General features: G+C 43.5%; 23 protein-coding genes. 17 read left to right on the top strand and 6 right to left on the bottom strand.

Going from position 1 to position 19,686, the window contains the following annotated elements; translation table 11 throughout:
• Positions 1–51 precede the first annotated feature (51 nt).
• The 3 genes from F7Y48_RS13570 to coaBC form a co-directional block, all read right to left on the bottom strand.
• A complete protein-coding gene (locus tag F7Y48_RS13570; protein WP_086046439.1) occupies positions 52–1,002 on the bottom strand; it encodes a Kdo(2)-lipid IV(A) acyltransferase in 951 nt (316 codons plus the stop codon).
• 6 nt (positions 1,003–1,008) lie between these two features.
• The gene (gene slmA / locus F7Y48_RS13565; protein WP_005379386.1) at positions 1,009–1,599 is read right to left on the bottom strand and encodes a nucleoid occlusion factor SlmA; all 591 of its coding nucleotides are present in this window, start codon (positions 1,597–1,599) and stop codon (positions 1,009–1,011) included.
• Between the two features lie 171 nt (positions 1,600–1,770).
• Complete coding sequence (coaBC, locus tag F7Y48_RS13560) at positions 1,771–2,970, bottom strand: bifunctional phosphopantothenoylcysteine decarboxylase/phosphopantothenate--cysteine ligase CoaBC (RefSeq protein WP_258507106.1); 1,200 nt, start codon at positions 2,968–2,970, stop codon at positions 1,771–1,773.
• 193 nt (positions 2,971–3,163) lie between these two features.
• Between coaBC and F7Y48_RS13555 the strand changes: the two genes are divergently transcribed.
• The 8 genes from F7Y48_RS13555 (at position 3,164) to F7Y48_RS13520 (ending at position 9,491) form a co-directional block, all read left to right on the top strand.
• The gene (locus F7Y48_RS13555; protein ID WP_258507105.1) at positions 3,164–4,837 is read left to right on the top strand and encodes a methyl-accepting chemotaxis protein; all 1,674 of its coding nucleotides are present in this window, start codon (positions 3,164–3,166) and stop codon (positions 4,835–4,837) included.
• A 114-nt stretch (positions 4,838–4,951) separates the two neighbouring features.
• A complete protein-coding gene (radC, locus tag F7Y48_RS13550; RefSeq protein WP_258507102.1) occupies positions 4,952–5,626 on the top strand; it encodes a RadC family protein in 675 nt (224 codons plus the stop codon).
• 302 nt (positions 5,627–5,928) lie between these two features.
• Entirely contained in the window at positions 5,929–6,165 is a 237-nt protein-coding gene (gene rpmB, locus F7Y48_RS13545) for a 50S ribosomal protein L28 (RefSeq protein WP_005384783.1), read from the top strand.
• 13 nt (positions 6,166–6,178) lie between these two features.
• On the top strand, positions 6,179–6,349 hold the full coding sequence (gene rpmG, locus F7Y48_RS13540; protein ID WP_004410866.1) for a 50S ribosomal protein L33: 171 nt from the start codon (positions 6,179–6,181) through the stop codon (positions 6,347–6,349).
• Positions 6,350–6,611: 262 nt separating this feature from the next.
• A complete protein-coding gene (locus tag F7Y48_RS13535) occupies positions 6,612–7,088 on the top strand; it encodes a hypothetical protein (protein ID WP_258459880.1) in 477 nt (158 codons plus the stop codon).
• A gap of 102 nt (positions 7,089–7,190) precedes the next feature.
• A complete protein-coding gene (gene mutM, locus F7Y48_RS13530) occupies positions 7,191–8,000 on the top strand; it encodes a bifunctional DNA-formamidopyrimidine glycosylase/DNA-(apurinic or apyrimidinic site) lyase (RefSeq protein ID WP_316684574.1) in 810 nt (269 codons plus the stop codon).
• Positions 8,001–8,086: 86 nt separating this feature from the next.
• Positions 8,087–8,569, top strand: coding sequence for a pantetheine-phosphate adenylyltransferase (gene coaD, locus F7Y48_RS13525; protein ID WP_005395788.1), 483 nt, complete (start codon positions 8,087–8,089; stop codon positions 8,567–8,569).
• The gene (locus tag F7Y48_RS13520; protein ID WP_316684573.1) at positions 8,556–9,491 is read left to right on the top strand and encodes a glycosyl transferase family 90; all 936 of its coding nucleotides are present in this window, start codon (positions 8,556–8,558) and stop codon (positions 9,489–9,491) included. The genes coaD and F7Y48_RS13520 overlap by 14 nt, the downstream gene beginning before the upstream one ends.
• A gap of 31 nt (positions 9,492–9,522) precedes the next feature.
• Here the strand turns inward: F7Y48_RS13520 and F7Y48_RS13515 are convergent, their stop codons facing one another.
• From F7Y48_RS13515 to F7Y48_RS13505, 3 genes are read right to left on the bottom strand one after another with little or no spacing between them, the layout of a single operon-like run.
• A complete protein-coding gene (locus F7Y48_RS13515; protein ID WP_053808663.1) occupies positions 9,523–10,311 on the bottom strand; it encodes a glycosyltransferase family 2 protein in 789 nt (262 codons plus the stop codon).
• On the bottom strand, positions 10,308–11,075 hold the full coding sequence (locus F7Y48_RS13510; protein WP_005395793.1) for a glycosyltransferase family 2 protein: 768 nt from the start codon (positions 11,073–11,075) through the stop codon (positions 10,308–10,310). Before F7Y48_RS13510 ends, F7Y48_RS13515 begins: the two co-directional genes overlap by 4 nt.
• Positions 11,076–11,110: 35 nt before the next feature.
• Positions 11,111–12,166: a glycosyltransferase family 9 protein gene (locus F7Y48_RS13505; protein ID WP_256955272.1), complete on the bottom strand. Its 1,056-nt coding sequence runs from the start codon at positions 12,164–12,166 to the stop codon at positions 11,111–11,113.
• A gap of 107 nt (positions 12,167–12,273) precedes the next feature.
• Between F7Y48_RS13505 and F7Y48_RS13500 the strand changes: the two genes are divergently transcribed.
• The 9 genes from F7Y48_RS13500 (at position 12,274) to F7Y48_RS13460 (ending at position 19,682) form a co-directional block, all read left to right on the top strand.
• Entirely contained in the window at positions 12,274–12,681 is a 408-nt protein-coding gene (locus tag F7Y48_RS13500; protein ID WP_258643164.1) for a diacylglycerol kinase, read from the top strand.
• An 11-nt stretch (positions 12,682–12,692) separates the two neighbouring features.
• Entirely contained in the window at positions 12,693–13,403 is a 711-nt protein-coding gene (locus F7Y48_RS13495; protein ID WP_316684566.1) for a 3-deoxy-D-manno-octulosonic acid kinase, read from the top strand.
• Positions 13,404–13,547: 144 nt separating this feature from the next.
• Positions 13,548–14,612, top strand: coding sequence for a dTDP-glucose 4,6-dehydratase (gene rfbB, locus F7Y48_RS13490; RefSeq protein WP_104974585.1), 1,065 nt, complete (start codon positions 13,548–13,550; stop codon positions 14,610–14,612).
• Positions 14,612–15,484 (top strand): glucose-1-phosphate thymidylyltransferase RfbA, encoded by an 873-nt coding sequence (rfbA, locus tag F7Y48_RS13485; RefSeq protein WP_316684565.1) that lies wholly within the window; start codon positions 14,612–14,614, stop codon positions 15,482–15,484. Before rfbB ends, rfbA begins: the two co-directional genes overlap by 1 nt.
• Positions 15,485–15,514: 30 nt before the next feature.
• Positions 15,515–16,594, top strand: coding sequence for a DegT/DnrJ/EryC1/StrS family aminotransferase (locus F7Y48_RS13480; protein ID WP_258507097.1), 1,080 nt, complete (start codon positions 15,515–15,517; stop codon positions 16,592–16,594).
• Between the two features lie 33 nt (positions 16,595–16,627).
• Entirely contained in the window at positions 16,628–18,163 is a 1,536-nt protein-coding gene (locus F7Y48_RS13475) for an amino acid adenylation domain-containing protein (RefSeq protein ID WP_258507095.1), read from the top strand.
• A gap of 4 nt (positions 18,164–18,167) precedes the next feature.
• The gene (locus tag F7Y48_RS13470) at positions 18,168–18,395 is read left to right on the top strand and encodes a phosphopantetheine-binding protein (protein ID WP_124007354.1); all 228 of its coding nucleotides are present in this window, start codon (positions 18,168–18,170) and stop codon (positions 18,393–18,395) included.
• A 3-nt stretch (positions 18,396–18,398) separates the two neighbouring features.
• On the top strand, positions 18,399–19,466 hold the full coding sequence (locus F7Y48_RS13465) for a ketoacyl-ACP synthase III (protein WP_124007355.1): 1,068 nt from the start codon (positions 18,399–18,401) through the stop codon (positions 19,464–19,466).
• Positions 19,467–19,682 (top strand): phosphopantetheine-binding protein, encoded by a 216-nt coding sequence (locus tag F7Y48_RS13460; RefSeq protein ID WP_124007356.1) that lies wholly within the window; start codon positions 19,467–19,469, stop codon positions 19,680–19,682. It begins immediately after the preceding gene.
• Positions 19,683–19,686 lie beyond the last annotated feature (4 nt).

Genomic DNA, 19,686 nt, shown 5'->3' with positions numbered 1-19,686 from the left:
ATGGATATCCATCTGCCCTTTTTTTGTTTTTGGATTTATCGCCTTGACGACTTACTTATAGCGAATGCCTTTCTCGACATGCTCATCTTGCATGGTTTTGTAGCGTTTATGGAGCCACATCCATTGCTCTGGAGCGCGCAGAATGACCTCTTCCACATACTTGTTCATATAAGCGGCAGCGGCGACTTCGTCTTTTTGTGGATAGTCGGCTTCAATGCACTTATCGGCGATGATGTCGTATTTCCCTTCACCATTGCGAAACCCTGAGCCTGGGATGATCGCACATTTTGAGGTATACGCCAGAATGCTTGTACCTGTTGTCGTACACGCATCGTCTACGGCAAAGAAGGGCACAAATACAGATTTTTTTCGACCGTAATCGTGATCCGGCAGATAGAACAGACGCTCACCACTGCGTAATACACGAATCATCTTTTTCACATCTTTACGATCAATCAATTTATTGCCGTTATGTGTCCGTCCCCAATACTGGATAAAGTTATAAGCAGGATTATTATGCGGACGAAACGCACCGTACCCGGCCACGCCGAGCACGGCGAAAGCACGTGCAGTGATCTCTAGATTAAGAGCATGGACACAACAAAGTAGGACGCCTTTACCTTCTTTGGCTTTTTCACGCAGTGCGCCGAGATCTTTCTCGACGATCAGGTTTTTAAAGCGCCAAGTCGGCCAGAACCAAGTGATCCCGGTTTCTATGAGTGCCATACCGGTATTTTTGAAGTTCTCTTCAACAATATGTTGAATCTCTTCAGGTGTTTTGTCTGGAAAGGCCAATTCTAAGTTACGTTGAGCAACGTGGACACGCTTTTTACCGTAGCGCATGCCAAGTTTGCCGAGTGAACGACCTAATGAAAGCAGCAGCCGATAAGGAAGAATATTGACGAGGATGGCCAACAGACCAAACCCAAGCCATACGCCCCAGTTACGAGGGTGAAGAAGTGAAAGAGAAAACTCGGGCTGCGTGTATTTGTCTTTACTCATAGTCTTTTACTTTATTTGTGCACTCAAAAGCGCCCAGTACTCGTCAAAGTTTGCAGTCGGCTGGTATTTAAAGTCGCTACGCACAAAGCGGTTTAGGCTACCCTCAACTTGTCCCAGAATTTGCGCGGCTAGGATGCGCTCTTCGACAGGGAAAGACTTCCCTTCACGAATCTTACGTTCACGCAGGATCTGGCGCAATTGTGTTTCTATGCGCTCAAAGAGTTGATTGATGCGTTCACGTAGGCGTTCATTTTCAAACATTAGAGCATGGCCCGACAAAATGCGTGTCAGACCAGGGTTACGTTCAGAGAACGCCAAAATAAGGTGCATCACCATACGAATACGCTCTAGAGTATCTTTTTCGTCGTCTAGAATACGGTTGATACGTGTCATCAAGGCTTCTTCAATGAACTCAATCAACCCTTCGAACATGCGCGCTTTACTTGGGAAATGACGATACAGCGCGGCTTCTGAAACGCCGACTTGCTTGGCCAGTTTTGCCGTAGTAATGCGTGAAGCGCCATCTGTTGATTCAAGCATTTCTGCCAATGCTTGTAAGATCTCTTCACGACGGTTGGATTTTTTACTGCCGGCCATTAGTTACTTCCTTTCAAAATACAAAGTTGAGCGGAGGGGATTATAAGACGCTATTTCGCCTCAAACTAGACCACTAAGGGTGGAATGGGAGATTTAACACCCTTAGTTGTCATGTTTGTACCAAATTTATGCCAGCTTTTGTGAAAAGTTGGCAGGGTTTTCAAACGTTAGTTACATCAAGTGATGCATTTTTTCGAGAATTTTAAAGCTCAATGCTTCTTTTGATTCTAAAGCAAGCGCAAGTTCACCCTCAGGCCAGTACAGGGTAATCGCGTTGTCGTTGCTGTTAAATCCTTGCCCTGCAACCGAAACGTCATTCGCACAGATCATATCGAGGTTTTTCTTTGTTAACTTGCCTCGAGCATAGGTCTCTACATCATTGGTTTCAGCCGCAAAACCGACGGTAAACGGACGCTTCTCCGTCATTGCTGCCACAGATGCAACAATATCAGGATTTTTAACCATATTAATGACCATTTCGTCGTTGTCTTCTGTCTTTTTCAACTTTTGAGACGCGATCGTTTGTGGGCGGTAGTCGGCAACGGCAGCGCAGCTAATAAACGCATCATGCCTGTTTGCATGTGTCATAACGGCTTCGTGCATCTCTTGTGCACTGGAAACATTAATGCGCTCAACACCTACGGGCGTATTTAAACTGACAGGACCGCTCACGAGGGTGACTTTTGCTCCCATCTGCGCTGCGGCGCTCGCCAATGCATAGCCCATTTTCCCGGAGCTATGGTTCGTAATGTAACGCACTGGATCAATCGCTTCGCGAGTTGGTCCGGCGGTAATGAGTATCGACTTACCTTCTAGCAATTTTGGTTGAAAGAACTGTTCACATAGATGTACTAGCTGCATTGGTTCCAGCATTCGACCTGGTCCTACATCACCACAGGCTTGCTCTCCTGCCGCAGGGCCCCAGATGTGCATACCACGACGCGCTAACGTAGCGATGTTCTCTTGGGTTGCGATATTGCGATACATCTGTTGATTCATCGCAGGAGTAACAGCAACAGGGGAATCCGTCGCGAGCACGAGCGTAGTAAGTAAATCGTTCCCCATGCCTGCGGACATGCGCGCGATTAAGTCCGCGGTCGCGGGCGCTAATAGCACTAAATCTGCCCATTTGGCCAATTCAATATGGCCCATAGAGGCTTCCGCTGCTGGGTCTAGTAAACTGTCCGAGACAGGACGGCCCGAAACGGCTTGCATGGTTAAAGGGGTAATGAACTCTTTTGCGGCTTTCGTCATTACAACTTGAACTTGCGCTCCCCTCTCTATGAGGCGACGGGTTAGCTCCGCACATTTATACGCGGCAATACCGCCACTGATGCCGAGTAGAATTTTCTTTCCTGCTAGTGTTTGCATGTGAGATCTCCAATTTGATGACCGGATTTTAACACAATTCAAAGTCTGACCGCCCGAGCATATATAACGAGAAGATAATTCACATCAAACTCCAGAGTATTAATCTGACCGAGGAAGGGAAAATTCTCGCCTACCTCACAGACAAGTTGCGCGGAGTTTGCAAGTCTGAAAAGAAAAAGAGGTAGTGGAAACCATGGTGTTGAAAAGTCGAAATAAATTGCTGTTGATAACCCTAATTCCACTGTTGTTGATCACCACGTTGATCTCAGTGGTGTATTACATCAACAGCAGTAAAAGTTTGGAAGCGGAGCTGGCAAGAGACAGGCAAGAGCTCATCGAAACGAAGAAGAAAGAGCTACAAGCCTACATGATGATGGGTGTGACGGCGATAAAACCGTTATACGACACGGATGTAAATGGAAGTAATAAAGAGGCAGCAAAAGAAATTCTGAAAGCCATGCGCTTTGAAAGCGATGGTTACTTTTTTGCCTACGACTCTCAAGGTGTGAATACGTTACATGCCATCAAACCTTCTTTAGAGGGTAAAAACCTTTACGACTTAAAAGATGAAAATGGGGTCGCAGTTATCGCGGGCTTGATTGATGCTTCTCAAAAAGGGGATGGGTTCCTCTATTTCTCGTGGCACAAACCGACCATTGACGCACAAGCGCCTAAGCTAGGCTATGCAGAATATTTATCGAAATGGGACTGGGTTTTAGGCACTGGTGTTTATATTGATGACATCGACCAGCAAGTTGCGATGCACAGAGAGTTAAAGACTCAAGAGCTAAAAGAGCATACGTTATCTGCCGTGTTGATTTCCGTTATTGGATTGATCATCACCAGTATTCTCACCAGTATCGTGGTGTCGAAAGGCATTCAGCCATTACAACATGTCGCGGCGTCATTGAAAGATGTAGCCGCAGGCGGCGGTGACTTAACGGCTCGTTTAAAAGTCGAAAGTCAGGATGAAGTCGGTGAAGTGGCGGCCGCGTTTAATGAGTTTATGGATAAGCTGCACCCACTGATGCAAGACATTCATCGCTCTGCGACGACAGTACAGACCGTTTCTCAAAGCCTGAACACTCAGACCAGCCAAGCGAGCGGTCAAATGCAGGATCACTGTTTAGAGACGGACAAAGTCGTGACTGCGGTGACACAAATGAGCATGACAGCCAAAGAAGTGGCCAGCAATACCAATGCGACTGCACAGGCGATTGAGGATGCCAACAGTCAAGTTACCGAAGCTCAGCGTGAAGTGGAACAAGCAATTGAAGGCATTACCGAGCTAGTGAGGGAGATAGACAGTACGTCAGATGCAATTTCTGAGTTGAGTTTACAAACCGAAAAAATAACCAAAGTGCTGGATGTGATTGGCGAGATAGCCGAGCAAACGAATTTGTTGGCCCTAAATGCGGCGATTGAAGCGGCTAGAGCGGGTGAGCAAGGCCGAGGGTTTGCCGTCGTTGCGGATGAAGTTCGCTCGTTAGCCAGTCGTACGCAAAATAGTACTCATGAAATTGGTGACATGCTTAAGCAGCTGCAAAATGGTGTATCAAGAGCGGTCAGTACAATGTCGGTGAGCCAAAAACGAGGTGTAAAAACGGCGGAAGAATCGGCGCTCATTCAGCAATCTCTTTCTGGTGTTCATCATTCTATCGGTACGATTCGAGATATGGGTATTCAAACCGCGTCTGCCGCCGAAGAGCAAAGTGCGGTTGCAGAAGACATCAACCAAAACTTAGTGGCTATTCAACAGATCGTGAACAACATTAATGAGACGTTGCAGCATGCCGAGTCAATCAGCACGCAGCTATCACAATCTGGAACAGAAATTCACGGCTTGGTTGGCAACTTTAAACTCTGATGAACTGTTAAGTTGCATTGAAAGCACTGATGGTACGAAGAAAGCGAAAGTCATACTCGACTTTCGCTTTTTGTTTTGTGGAATAGGGGCACTTTCCATATAAAGAGACATCAGATGATACTGAAAGCTATGCCAACTGAGTCCATGCCCAGAGAGAAGTTGTTGCAACGAGGACCGCAAGCATTGACCGATGCTGAGCTACTGGCCATCTTCTTGCGCACAGGCACCCGCGGAATGAACGTGATTGAGCTTGCAGACTTCCTTATTCAAGACTTTGGTTCGCTCAGACAACTATTTTTAGCATCAGAGCAAGAGTTTTGTCGTCACAAAGGATTGGGGCAAGCCAAGTATGTTCAGTTGCAAGCGGTACTAGAAATGACGCAACGCTACTTGGCGGAGACGCTAAAGCGTGGTGATGCCTTAACCAGTCCCGACCAAACTAAGTTATATCTGTCTTCTATTTTAAGGGATCGGCAAAGAGAGGCTTTTTATATTCTCTTTCTCGATAACCAGCACCGAGTGATAAAAGATGAAATTTTATTTGAAGGAACGTTGGATGCCGCGTCGGTTTATCCGAGAGAAGTCGTCAAGCGAGCTCTGCATCATAATGCGGCGGCTTTGATTTTGGCGCACAATCATCCTTCAGGCGTTGCTGAGCCGAGCCAAGCTGACAGAAGGATTACAAGGCGTCTCACCGACGCATTAGCATTGGTGGATATTCGTATTTTGGACCATTTCGTCATCGGAGATGGGGAAAGTGTCTCTTTTGCTGAAAGAGGCTGGATATAACTGTGCGTTTTTTAGGTTGTTAGTTGCTAAAAATCTGCTATCATCCACGCCACTAAATTTTTAACTGAATTCAGCTTGGACTGCTAAAAAAATCTGCTGTCTAAAAAAAGATCACGAAAACCTGTAAAAAGGATCTGTTCGGGTCTTGAGCAATGCATATCAAGTTAGTATAATGCGCGACCTTTGATAGCCTTGTATGGATTTTCCATAGCGGTTCTTAACCTCTAACTTCTTTTCGAGAGATAGAGAGGTTCGGCCACCAAGGTTGATATCGAGCTGAAACGATTTTGGAGAAGACATTCATGTCACGAGTATGCCAAGTAACTGGTAAGCGTCCAGTAACGGGTAACAACCGTTCACACGCACGAAATGCTACTAAGCGTCGTTTTCTGCCGAACCTACAAACTCATCGTTTCTGGGTAGAGAGCGAAAAACGTTTTGTTAAACTACGTCTATCTGCTAAAGGTATGCGCATCATCGACAAGAAAGGTATTGATACTGTTCTTGCAGACATGCGTGCACGTGGCGAAAACGTTTAAGAGGAAATAAGCAATGGCAAAGAAAGGCGTTCGTGAGAAAATCCGTCTAGTATCTTCTGCAGGTACAGGCCACTTCTACACAACTGATAAGAACAAGCGTAACATGCCAGGCAAATTTGAGATCAAAAAGTTTGATCCAGTAGTTCGCCAGCACGTTATGTACAAAGAAGCAAAAATCAAATAATTGGTTTCAGTCTCTTTGATGAATTGAAAAACCCAACTTTCGAGTTGGGTTTTTTATTACTTGAAGAAAAATGTTCAGTACGTCATCGGATTATAAAGCACTGCTGAAGTCATTTTACTGGTCCGACTCTATACTTGAATTTTTGATTGATCGCTCTCTGTCGCTTAGTCACCACTTCTCTACACACTTGCACACCGTTGTTCTAGTCAAGCTCAATAGTCTTTGGTAGTTTACTCATAACTATAAGAGAGTAGAGATGGTTATGCGTGTGAGTCCGGCTCGTCGCCGCCGATGGAACAATATTCTTATTCTGGGCATTATCGCGTTTATAGTGATCTTAAATGCGCCGATGTGGATCAAAACTTACCTATTAACAGACCAAGCAGACCCCTACCCAAATGTACTTCGCTCCGATTATACGGTGGAGTCTTTGTACTATAGTGGCTGGGAGTTCGAACTGCATGATGGACGGTGGCAATCTAATGTCAAAGTCGATGCACCGATCAGTGAACTTGTATCACGCTGGCAATCATTGGAAGGGACCGAGCTTACCTCGGAACAGTTCGATCATTTAAAACCTAACCTGACGGCACCTGAAACGGTAGAAGTCTGGTATCAAGATCTCGAAGAGCCGCAGCGGGTGACTTTCTTTCGTTTACCTGATTTCTGGCTATTTAAAACCTGGCAAGACAAATGGGTCGCTATCTCCGTCGATGAAAACTACCTTATGCCAGAGTAAAGCCTTTTTGCGTCTATACCCCTAATAAGCTTCTCTATTTATCGTTTTTCTTTTCGATTATGCTAGCAGCGAGAACTATTAGCCGGTGAATTGGAGAATCTAATGCCTGAGTTGCCAGAAGTTGAAGTCAGTCGTATGGGGATTAGCCCCCACATGGTTGGACAAACGATCCAGTCGTTTACTTTTCGAACGCCTAAATTGCGCTGGGATATTCCTATAGAGCTTAAAAAATTGGAAGGGCAGGTGATCCGTGCGATTAGCCGTCGTGCGAAATACTTACTGATCGAGACAAACACAGGTACAGCCATTGTTCACTTGGGCATGTCTGGGTCTTTACGTGTCCTAGATGCCGACTTTCCGCCAGCAAAGCACGATCATGTGGATCTCAAACTAAGCAGTGGAAAAATACTGCGTTATAACGATCCGCGTCGTTTTGGGGCATGGTTATGGTGTGCTCCTGGCGAGTCACATGCTGTACTAGCAAACATGGGGCCTGAACCATTAACTAAAGAGTTCAATGCGGAATATGTAGCGGAGAAAGCTAAAAATAAGCGTGTTGCCGTCAAGCAGTTCATCATGGACAACAAAGTCGTGGTTGGTGTCGGGAACATCTACGCGAATGAGTCGTTGTTTAAATCTCGAATTCACCCTTCAAGGCCCGCAGGTAAGCTGACTTCTCAAGAGTGGGGGTTACTTGTTGAAAATATCAAAATGACACTTGAGATTGCCATTACGCAAGGTGGAACTACGCTGAAAGATTTTGCGCAAGCCGATGGAAAGCCGGGTTACTTTGCACAAGAGTTACTAGTTTACGGAAAAGCCGGAGAGTCATGCCCAGAGTGCGGCGAACGACTTCAAGAGCTAAAAATAGGGCAGCGTAATACCTTCTTTTGTGGTGAGTGTCAGAAGTAAGACGAGCTAATATCGAGCTTAAGTTGTTGTAATCTTGCGCTCGAGCCTCAATAATTCAATCAGTTTCGAATAACTTAGTAAATTATATGAAAGTCATTTATCCGGGCACTTTTGATCCAGTGACTAATGGTCATCTCAATCTAATAGAACGCACTCACGAAATGTTTGATGAGGTTGTGATTGGCGTAGCCGCAAGCCCATCGAAGAACACCATGTTTTCATTGGAAGAGCGCGTTGCACTGATGCAGGACGTTGTAGCGCATTTACCGGGGGTGACGGTAAAGGGGTTCTCTGGGTTATTAGTGGACTTCGCGAGAGATGAGCAAGCTAAGGTTCTTATTCGTGGTTTGCGAACAACGGTAGACTTTGAATACGAGTTTGGACTGACCAACATGTACCGAAAGCTATTACCAGGTATCGAAAGTGTATTTTTGACACCTGAAGAAGAGTTTGCGTTTCTATCGTCGACTATCGTGAGAGAAGTGGCCATTCATGGCGGAAGTATCGATCAGTTCGTTCCCAAGCCAGTAGCCATCGCGATTGGGGAAAAACTGAATGAAAGACAGTAAATTCCCTTATTATTTCTCAAACGCTCTCTCGATACTTATCCCTCGTTTTGTATATCGAGCACAAGCAAAGCGTTTACTTTCGAATTTAACTGAAGCCGAGAAGCAACTCTGCCTTGAGCGGGTGAACTATTACAACAAGTGTGAAATGCCGTTTTCAGTCGATAGCCGAGAACAGAGTTACGCGACTGTCGATACATTCAAAAAAACGAAAGGTTGGACGTATTTTTTCGATCTTCGCCAAGTTGTACGCTATTTCCCTTCCAGTTTTGCGTTTAACTACATCAACGGTGATGTTACACACATTCCCAATGTACCGAGCTTTATAAAAAGCCGCCCTATTTTTGGTAGCAACCAAAATTCAGTGGTATTGAAACTCAACCAAGTTCGTCATTTTAAATTTGTTGATGATCCTGTTCGCTATCAAGATAAAAAGGACATGGTCGCTTGGCGTGGTGTGGGTTTTCAGCCTCATCGTCAAAAGGTGATTCATGCGTTCTACAACCATCCGCAATGCAACATTGGCCAGACCCGCCCGGTAGAAGGGCAGCCTTGGGAAAAAGGTTTTATGAGCATTGAGGAGCAACTTCAATACAAGTTCTTGTTGTGTATAGAAGGCAATGATGTGGCCACCAACCTTAAGTGGGCTATGTCGTCTAACTCCTTGGTTATTATGTCAAAGCCAAAATATGAGACTTGGTTTATGGAAGGTAAGTTAGAGGCTGGTGTCCACTATGTTGAAGTGAAGGATGACTATTCGGATTTGCCCGAAAAGATGGACTATTATCTAGCGAATGAGCAAGAAGCATTAGCGATCATTGAAAATGCGCACCAGTGGGTTGAGCAGTTCAAAGATAAACGTAAAGAGCGTTTGATCTCATTGATGGTTGCCGATAAGTACTTCGTTTTATCTCAGCAACAATAAAAAAGGGGCGTTTCGCCCCTTTTTTATAATCTTAAGCTTCTAGAAATTGATCAACACCATTCTCACAGCGTTTAAGCTTGTTTTTAATGGTGTTCTCTAAAATCTCGTCATTTTGTCCGAGTGACGCACGAGAGTTTTCTACGTGGTACAAGTGGTAGCCTACACCTGCGAATTTTAGGTAAAGACGTGACTTACCCGCATTCAACATGCGATGAACAAACTCGCTGTCTTCGCGTCCCCATCCAACAAAATCTTGGTTGAAGCCATTCACCTCGATGACATCTTGTCGCCAAAACGCCATGTTGCAACCGCGAGTGGCTTTATCGTTATTGCGCTCGTAAGAGAACCATTTCGATAGCAAAGCGTTGGTGATGCAGTTTTTACGATTGCGAATGCCTTTGCTGAAGATAGAAGGCACTAAGCCGTTTTCCATGATGGCCTTGCTGCAGTTTTCGTCCGTTAATACACGTCCACCCTGCACAAACCAATTTGGTTTTGCGACTTGTTTATGTGATTCAATAAACGTTTGAGACAATACCATGTCGCCATCAATCATGATGAGGTAGTCACCTGATGCTTTTGCGATAGCACGGTTGCGGCTCATTGAAAGTTGAAAGCCATTATCTTCGTGCCAGCTATGAATAAGTGGTACTGGAAAGCCGTCACGCAGTTGGTCGATCATTGCTTTGGTATCGTCTCGAGAACCGTCATCTGCAACGATGACTTCATCAGGCAAAACGGTTTGACGTTTCACGCTTTCTAACACCGCTTTTAATGCTTCTTTCCAGTTGTAAGTGGTGATAATTAAAGTCGTTTTCATGATTTTTTTGCCTGTTCACGTAAGTAGAGGTCGATATATTTTACAAAAGTAGAGTGCATGCTTAGCCAAGCTAGAATGAAGCCATGCTTGCCATCAAGGAAGCCTCGTTTGAGCACATACATCTTCAAAAAGCTAGCAAGAGCGTGAACGATAGCGGTCGTTAAACCCGCTTTCTTTTTACCTTCACGTTCATCCGTCCAGGCCTTGAGGTAGCCAGTGGTTTTATTGATGTAATGATGAAGGTGCTCGTAAGTGTAGTGATGCAGTCGACCATCCAGTTTTTCAGTTTGATAGTTTTTCTCATCAACTTTTTCATGAACGAGCGAATCATTATATTGCGTATATTCGGTGCGATATAAACGCACAATCCAGTCTGGAGACCAGCCAGAATGGTAGATGAACTTACCAAACGCTGAGCTTAGTCGATTAAGCTTGTATAAAACGTTAGGCTTATTGGCTGATACCGCGTGTAAGATACTTTCTTTTAGCTCTGGAGTGACTTGTTCGTCCGCATCAAGCCATAAAACGTAGTCTGCCGTAACGTATTGCTGCGCAAGTTGGCGTTGTTTACCGAAACCTGGCCAATCTAGGTTGGTGTAAAACTTATCTGTGTATTGTCGGGCGATTTCTTCGGTGCGATCGGTGCTGCCCGAGTCTAGAAGGACAATCTCATCGACCCAATCTTTTACTGTGTCTAGACAAGCTTGTAAGTGCTTCTCTTCATTTTTTACAATTAAGGCAACGGCTAAGGTTGGTTTGGACAAGGTCATTTCCTTCTTAACAAATCAAGACAGTAAGTTTACTGGTATTGAGGATACAAATCTTCTAAGACTTGATCGAACATGCTCATTACTTGAGTGCTGGTAATGCGGTTCATTGCCGTTTCATCTTTAGCGCGAGTTCGCCAGCTTAACTCGTGACTGTTTTTGCCTGTTTCCGCAAAGATCGTTTCTTCATAAACCGAGACAACGTATTTTAGGTAGCGGTAAGGTCCCACTCGCAGCGGATTATGGTGTGCATAGAGCCCGATGATTGGCGTTTTCATTGCATTCGCCATGTGTGCTGGTCCGGTATCGGGCGCGATGACCATTTCAACCTTATCTATTAACGCAAGCATTTGCAGAATTGAACTTTGTCCAACTAAATTTAGACACGGTTCTTCCAAGCGAGATTGAATGGCTTCAGCCAAATCCAGTTCAACTTGAGCTGGGCTACCTGCCAGAATCACGTTCCAGCCTTTAGCTCTGGCGTGATGAATCACATCCACATAACCTTCCGCGTTCCAGTTTTTATAAGCTTTGCTCGCACCAGGCACAATCAGCAGGTTAGGTTTATTACGAGAAATATGAGACTCTGCCCAAGCTTGGTCGTGATCTGAATAAGAAAGTACCCAGTCCAGTTCTGCCTTTGGTACTCCAATTTGATGGGCAAAGGCCATTAAGCCATCTGCGACATGCAGAGATTGCGGGGAAGGCACTTTGACATTGGTAAATAGCGTCTGAAAATCTTGGCTTCTATCAGAAGAGAAACCAAGTTTGTATTTTGCTTTAATGCCCAACGTCGCGACACTCGCTCGAATCGCGTACTGCATATGCAATAGCGCATCAAACTCTCTGCCTTTCAGCTGTCGCCAAAGCGATTTGTAGCCATCGAGTCCTGCTTTTTTATCAAAAACAATCACTTCTACGCCATCAATGGCGGCTAATAACTGGGCTTCAAGTTTACCCGTTATCCAAGTAATCTGAGTCGAAGGCCAGTGTTTCTGAACAGCTTGAACGGTGGCGATGGTATTGCAAACGTCTCCAATAGCGGACAAACGCAAGATGCATAATGACGATGGGGCAGAAGTGAACATAATTATTGTCTGATTCGATGAATAGAGGCAGGTAAATTATGCAGACATCCCCAATAAATGTAAAATACACGGCTCGAATATAGCTAAGTACTGATAAGTGTTCTGCAATGTCAAAGATAACACCGCATCAATCGCAAGAATCTGGCAAACCGGGTAATACCGGGCTAAAGCGCATCGTTAAAGCGACGGGTTATTCGATCCAAGGATTAAAAGCGGCTTTTAAGCATGAAGCCGCCATTCGACAAGAGTTGGCTCTGTTGAGTATCGCTGTGATTTTGGCTTGGTTAGTGGATGTCGGCATGGTTGAGCGTATCTTAATGATCGGGGTCGTGGTGTTAGTCTTGATTGTAGAGCTTGTGAATTCAGCTATTGAGGCTGTGGTTGATCGTATCGGTATTGAGCGGCATGAACTCAGTGGTCGAGCTAAAGACATAGGCTCTGCTGCCGTTATGGTTGCATTGGTGTTCGCCGGATTTACTTGGTTGTATATATTAGCCAGCCGATATTTAGGCTAGAGGGTAAGCGCGTGACTCAACAGTATCAAAACAACAACCAAATGATCTGGTTTGATGACGAGATCATTACAGACCCTAGCCAACCGATATTTGATGCGGAATACTGGCAGTCCTTAGACAAGGTGGTTGGCAGTGCGACGGGTAGAGGCACGACTTGGTTTATCCAACTAGAGAACATGCAAGCAGCACTGCGTCATTACCGTCGTGGCGGTTTGTTTGGGAAGTTGGTTAACGATCATTATTGGTTCTCTGGCTGGGATAACACCCGTTGTGCGCAAGAGTTTCAGCTTTTGTTGGCGCTAATTGAGGCTGGGGTGCACGTTCCTCGTCCAATTTCAGCAAGAGCCGTAAAGTCAGGGCTCTTCTATCAAGCTGATTTATTAAGTGAGCGAATCCCAAACGCCAGAGATCTGGTTAGTATCTTGCAAGAACAATCGTTATCGGCAGAAATGTATCAGAAAATAGGGCAAGAAATTGCCAAGATGCATCAGGTTGGCGTTAACCATACCGACTTGAATATCCACAATATCTTGATCGACGACAAAGATAAGGTATGGATTATCGATTTTGATAAGTGTCGTTTTGAAACTTCTGGTGATTGGAAAGATCAAAATCTAAGTAGACTCCTGCGTTCATTTAATAAAGAGCGTTTAAAGCGACAGATTATTTGGCAAGAATCCGATTTTGAGCATTTGCAGGACGGTTATGCTTCTCAATCTTAATTGAGTTTTTTATTATTTTGCATTAATTGCTCTAAGTAAGCCCTCTTGAGTCTAACGATGCTCGAGTGAGTCTATAAACTACAATAATCATAAAGTATTCATGTGTATCTGATGGCACACAAATTAACGTAGGTAACATTTGTAATGAAAATATTAGTAACCGGTGGAGCAGGCTTCATTGGGTCAGCTGTTGTCCGACATATCATTCGTGACACCCAAGATACCGTTATCAATTTAGATAAACTGACCTACGCAGGGAATCTAGAGTCACTGGTTGATGTCTCAGATAGTGAACGTTACTACTTCGAGCAAGTGGATATCTGTGACCGAGCTGAACTAGACCGCGTTTTTTCAGAGCATCAACCCGATAGGGTGATGCATTTGGCCGCCGAATCTCATGTCGATCGTTCTATTGATGGTCCTGCTGCTTTTATTGAGACCAACGTGATGGGCACTTACCATCTGCTCGAAGCGGCCCGTCAATATTGGTCGAGCCTAGATGAAGCGCGCCAATCGGCATTCCGTTTTCATCATATTTCTACGGACGAAGTGTACGGCGATTTAGAGGGGACGGATGATTTGTTCACCGAAACCACTTCATACGCGCCGAGTAGCCCATATTCAGCGTCAAAAGCCTCGAGCGATCATCTGGTTCGCGCTTGGCAACGTACTTATGGCTTACCGACACTTGTCACCAATTGCTCAAACAACTATGGCCCGTACCACTTCCCAGAGAAGTTGATCCCTCTGATGATTTTAAATGCCCTCGACGGCAAGCCGTTGCCTGTGTATGGCGATGGTATGCAAATCCGAGATTGGCTGTTTGTGGAAGATCATGCACGCGCGCTGTACAAAGTGGTCTGCGAAGGTGAAGTCGGTGAAACCTACAACATTGGTGGCCATAACGAAAAAGCAAATATCGAAGTGGTGAAAACCATTTGTGCTTTGCTTGAAGAGTTGCGACCAGATAAGCCGGCCGGGGTCGAGTCTTATGAATCTTTGATCACTTATGTCAAAGATCGACCTGGTCATGATGTTCGTTACGCAATTGATGCCACCAAGATCGCTCAAGAGCTTGGCTGGACGCCAGAAGAAACGTTTGAAAGCGGTATTCGCAAAACCGTGGAATGGTACCTCAATAATCCGCAATGGTGGCAGCGTGTGCTTGATGGCTCATACAGTCTTGAGCGACTAGGAGCGGGCGAATAATGAAAGGTATTATTTTAGCAGGCGGCTCGGGCACTCGCCTTTACCCTATTACACGCGGTGTCTCTAAGCAGTTACTGCCGGTTTATGACAAACCAATGATTTACTACCCGTTGTCGGTACTCATGCTTGCTGGCATTCGTGAAATCTTGATCATCACCACGCCAGAAGACCTGGAGGGTTTTCAGCGCCTATTAGGTGATGGCTCAGAGTTTGGCATTGAGTTGCAATACGCGATTCAACCAAGTCCAGACGGCTTAGCTCAAGCCTTCATCATTGGTGAAGAATTCATTGGTGATGATTCAGTATGTTTAGTGCTGGGTGACAACATCTTTTATGGGCAGGGGTTCACTCCTATTCTTCAGCAAGCTGCGATGAAGAGCCGTGGTGCGACGGTATTCGGTTATCAGGTTAAAGATCCTGAGCGATTTGGCGTTGTAGAATTTGATGCCAATATGCAGGCGATTTCAATTGAAGAAAAACCAGTAAAGCCTAAATCCAATTATGCTGTCACTGGGCTGTATTTTTATGATAACCGAGTCGTCGAATTGGCAAAAAAAGTTAAACCTTCAGTTCGTGGTGAGTTAGAGATTTCGACGCTAAACCAGATGTACCTTGAGCAAGGTGACCTGAATGTTCAATTACTAGGGCGAGGTTTTGCTTGGTTAGATACTGGAACACATGAAAGCCTGCATGAAGCCTCTTCGTTTGTTCAAACCATTGAGAATGTTCAAGGCCTGAAAGTTGCCTGTTTAGAAGAGATTGCGTGGCGCAATGGGTGGTTAACAAGGGACCAGCTACTATCTATTGCAAAACCGATGCAAAAAAATGATTACGGACGTTACCTTTCCGAGTTAATCACCGAACAAAAATAGCACTACTCGTTAGTTGCAATGAGATATTAAATGATGAGCAATGAAATTGTTCCTGTAACAAAACCATATCTACCGTCAAAAGATAAGTATAAACAATATGTTGATCGTGTGTACGAGAGCGGTTGGTTGACCAATAGTGGTCCTCTCGTTAAGGATTTAGAATCTCGACTAGCTGAGTATCTTGGTGTTAAGCATGTTATATTGGTTGCAAATGGCTCATTAGCACTTCAGGTTGCTTATAAGGCATTAAATCTTACAGGAGAGGTGATCACAACACCTTTCTCTTTTGCTGCGACTACAAGCACGCTTAGTTGGGAAAACTTAACACCCGTTTTTTGTGATATTGAAAGTGATACCTTTAATATAAATCCTGATTTAATTGAAGATCTTATTACAGAAAAAACGTCTGCAATAGTACCGGTGCACGTGTTTGGTAATCCATGTAAAGTCAATGAGATTCAAGCTATAGCAAACAAGCACGGTTTAAAAGTTATCTATGATGCCGCTCATGCTTTTGGTGTGGATCTAAATAAAGAAAGTGTATTAACGCACGGTGATATAAGTACATTAAGTTTCCATGCTACAAAGTTATTCCACACGATAGAGGGTGGAGCTGTGATTACGCAATGTGATGAGCTAGCAGCTAAAGTACGCTCTATGATTAACTTTGGAATAACGGGACCGGATTCAATAGAAGGTGTTGGAACCAATGCCAAGATGAATGAGTTTGAAGCAGCTATGGGTCACTGCGTTCTAGATGATATAGAAAGTATCATGACCAAGCGAAGAGGCTTATGGCAAAGTTATCAAACTCACCTTTCTGATGTTTTCCAAATGCAACATTGGTTGGATAGCTCAAAACCTAATGGTGCGTATGTACCAATTGTGTTTGATTCGGAGCCGTCATTACTTAGAGCTAAGGCTAATTTGGAAGCGAATAATATCTTTCCAAGAAGGTACTTTTATCCAAGTTTAGATCTTGTTGATAGTTATGGTCATGAAGGAACTCCATGTGAAGTTAGTCGCTCGACTAGTAAAAGGATCTTATGCTTGCCTATATATTTTGATTTGTGTGAATCAATGGTAAACAAGATAAAACAAATACTTTAAAAATCATGATTGGTTGCAAAAAGAGAATATAAGATGAGAAACAGCATCCTGAAATATCTACAAGCATCGTCGATGAAACACCCAGAAAATATTTGTGTTTCGGATTCGAGCCACTCTTTGACTTATGCAGAAAGTACAGCAAAGTCATATGCTATCTCATTGCAACTAAGACAGCTGGGAAGTTTAAACAAGCCGATTGTTGTGTTTGCGAAAAAATCTGTAAATGCACTCTCCATGATCTTTTCTGCGACAATGGCTGGAGGGATTTACTGTCCCGTAGACATTAACTCACCTAAAGAACGACTATTAAAGATCTTATCTAACCTTCAAGATTGTCTTGTTCTTTATGATGAAACGTCACGAAATTTATTAAATTCATTAGAATTAGATCATCCAATTTCAACTATTAATATCGATGAAATACCGGCATCTAAGCTACCTATGCAAGAGATTTGGGTTGATATCGAAAAGTTTAATCAAACCGTTATTGATAAAGATCCATGCTATATAATTTTTACTTCAGGCTCTACTGGCACACCAAAAGGTGTCACTATTTGCCACTCTAGTATTATTGATTATATTGACTGGGCTAATTCTGCCTATAAAGTGAGCAATGTTGATATTATTGGTAGTCAAGCACCACTATTCTTTGATAACTCGACTTTAGACATCTATTTGGCGTTGTCTAATGCGGCAGAATTGCATGTTATCCCTGAAAGCGTGTTTATTTTTCCTCAGAAAACACTTGAATACTTAAAAGAAAAAGCAATAACAACGATCTTCTGGGTTCCTTCATTGCTTGTAAATATTGCGAATCTTAAGTTACTTGATCAGTTTCAATTGCCATGCTTGAAGAATGTATTTTTTGCTGGGGAAGTTATGCCAGCGAAGACGATTAAGTACTGGTTAGATAAGCATCCTAATGCTCATTACTCTAACTTGTACGGACCAACAGAAATTACCGTTGATTGCACCTACTATGATGTGCCGTCAGACTGGGACGGGGATAGCTTACCTATAGGGATACCTTGCCATAACTCAGGCATTTTAATCCTAGATGAAAACGACCAGCGTAATGATGAAGGTGAATTGTGCGTTCGAGGCTCTAGCTTAGCGCTTGGTTATTGGGCTAACTCAGAAAAAACAGAAGAGGTATTTTGTCAAAACCCTCTTCAAGATAAATACATTGATATGATCTATCGTACCGGAGACTTGGTTAGACTTGTTGATGGTTTAATTTATTATATTGGTAGAAAAGACTTCCAGATTAAGCACAATGGCTATCGTATAGAACTTGGTGAAATTGAGTCTCAGATCATGGAGCTAGATGCTGTCGAACAGTGTGTTGTTGGTTATTTATCAGAAGATAAAGTGCTTTATTCTTTTGTTCAATGCAGTAGTTCAATGAGTGAAGTTGAGCTTAAAGTTGCACTGACGAAACGTTTACCAAAGTACATGATTCCAAGCAAGATTGGCTTTGTACAAGAAATGCTTTTTACGCCAAATGGTAAGTTAAATAGAAAAGCTTTTTCAGAGAAAGCGCTACAAGAATTTGTAAAGGTTAAATAGTAGTATGTGTGAAAAAATTATAGCAATCCTAACCACAATGAAACCAGAACATGAGTTTGCTAAAGATACTGAACTTTTTGAATCAGGTCTGTTGGACTCTTTTGATTTGTTAGTCCTAGTAAGTGAGATCGAAGCTCAGCTAGCTATTTCAATCCCTGGTGAAGGTTTGGTTCCTGAGAATTTTGTTTCGCCGCATGTTATTGGTGAGTATCTTAAAAAGATTCAAGGTTAACTTATGAAAAGTGACATTGGCAATATCTCGCTGAAAGGGATAATCGCAGCCGTCCCAAAGCATATTTCTTACTTTGATGATGAGATAAAAAACTACTCACACACAGAGCAGAGCTCTAAAAAGCTGAAGAAGCTAATGGGATACAATCAACATCATGTTGTTTCAAAAGAAACGGCGCTCACTGATATGATTTTTCCTTTGCTTGAGGACCTGTCAACCACTCTTGGGTGCGACTATCAGGATGTGGATGGAATTTTGGTGGTAACTCAAACCCCTGATTACCCTATTCCATCAACGGCTTCGATAGTACATGGTGCTTTTGACTTTAAAACCGATTGTTATTGCATGGACATCAACGATGGTTGCAACGGTTATATTCGAGGTTTGTTTGAAGCTTCGAGCCTAATTCGTAATAGTGATGCGCAAAAAGTTTTGCTAATTGCTGGTGATGTTTTAAGCCGTAAGGTTTCTTTAAAAGATCGTAATTCATACCCTCTTATTGGGGATGCAGTTACTATCTCTTTAATAGAAAAAAGAGCGGAAAATGTGAAGGCTCCTCTTGAGATCAAACATGATGGTAAAGGAGCGAAAGCTCTAATGATCCCATCAGGTGGTATGGTACACCCTTGTACGTCTGATACTGCCACTCTTGCCGAGGACGAAGAAGGGAATTGGCGTTGCTCTGAACATTTGGTCATGCAAGGTAGAGACGTTTTTACGTTTACTCAAACAACGGTAATAAATTTTATTAAAGAGTTTATTGAAACGAACACAAAACCAGAAGAGATTGACTACTTTTTCTTTCATCAAGCAAATAAGTTTATCTTGGATCGTTTCCGTTCAGCACTGAAGGTAACGGAAGAGCAGTTACCTTCAGAGGTAGTGACTATTTATGGTAACTCTTCGTCCGCAACTGTTCCAATGTCGATTTTATCATCTTGGATGAAGAATTCGGGCTTTGAGGGTAAAAAAGCACTATTATCAGGCTTTGGTGTAGGTCTGAGTTGGGGGGCAACCTTGGTTGATCTCAATGAACTTACACTATGTAAACTAATTAAGTTGGATGTATAAATGACTGTTTTTTTGGAAGAACTAGCTGAGATCCTTGAGTTGGAAGTAGAAGAGCTAACTCCTGATTTTGAATATCAAGAAACGGGAGAGTGGGACTCTTTAGCCCAATTGTCTCTTATCACTTTATTCGCAGATGAATATCAAGTAGAAATTGGGCACGGTGATTTAATCGAACGAAAAACTGTGGGTCAATTGCTCGAGCTACTTCCTCAGTAATTTC

The sequence above is a fragment of the Vibrio sp. 2-1-2a genome, assembly GCF_032648565.1.
In the GTDB taxonomy this organism is placed as follows: domain Bacteria; phylum Pseudomonadota; class Gammaproteobacteria; order Enterobacterales; family Vibrionaceae; genus Vibrio; species Vibrio diabolicus.
Note: the sequence above shows the minus strand (reverse complement) of the source record. Positions and strands in the feature narration are given on the sequence as shown.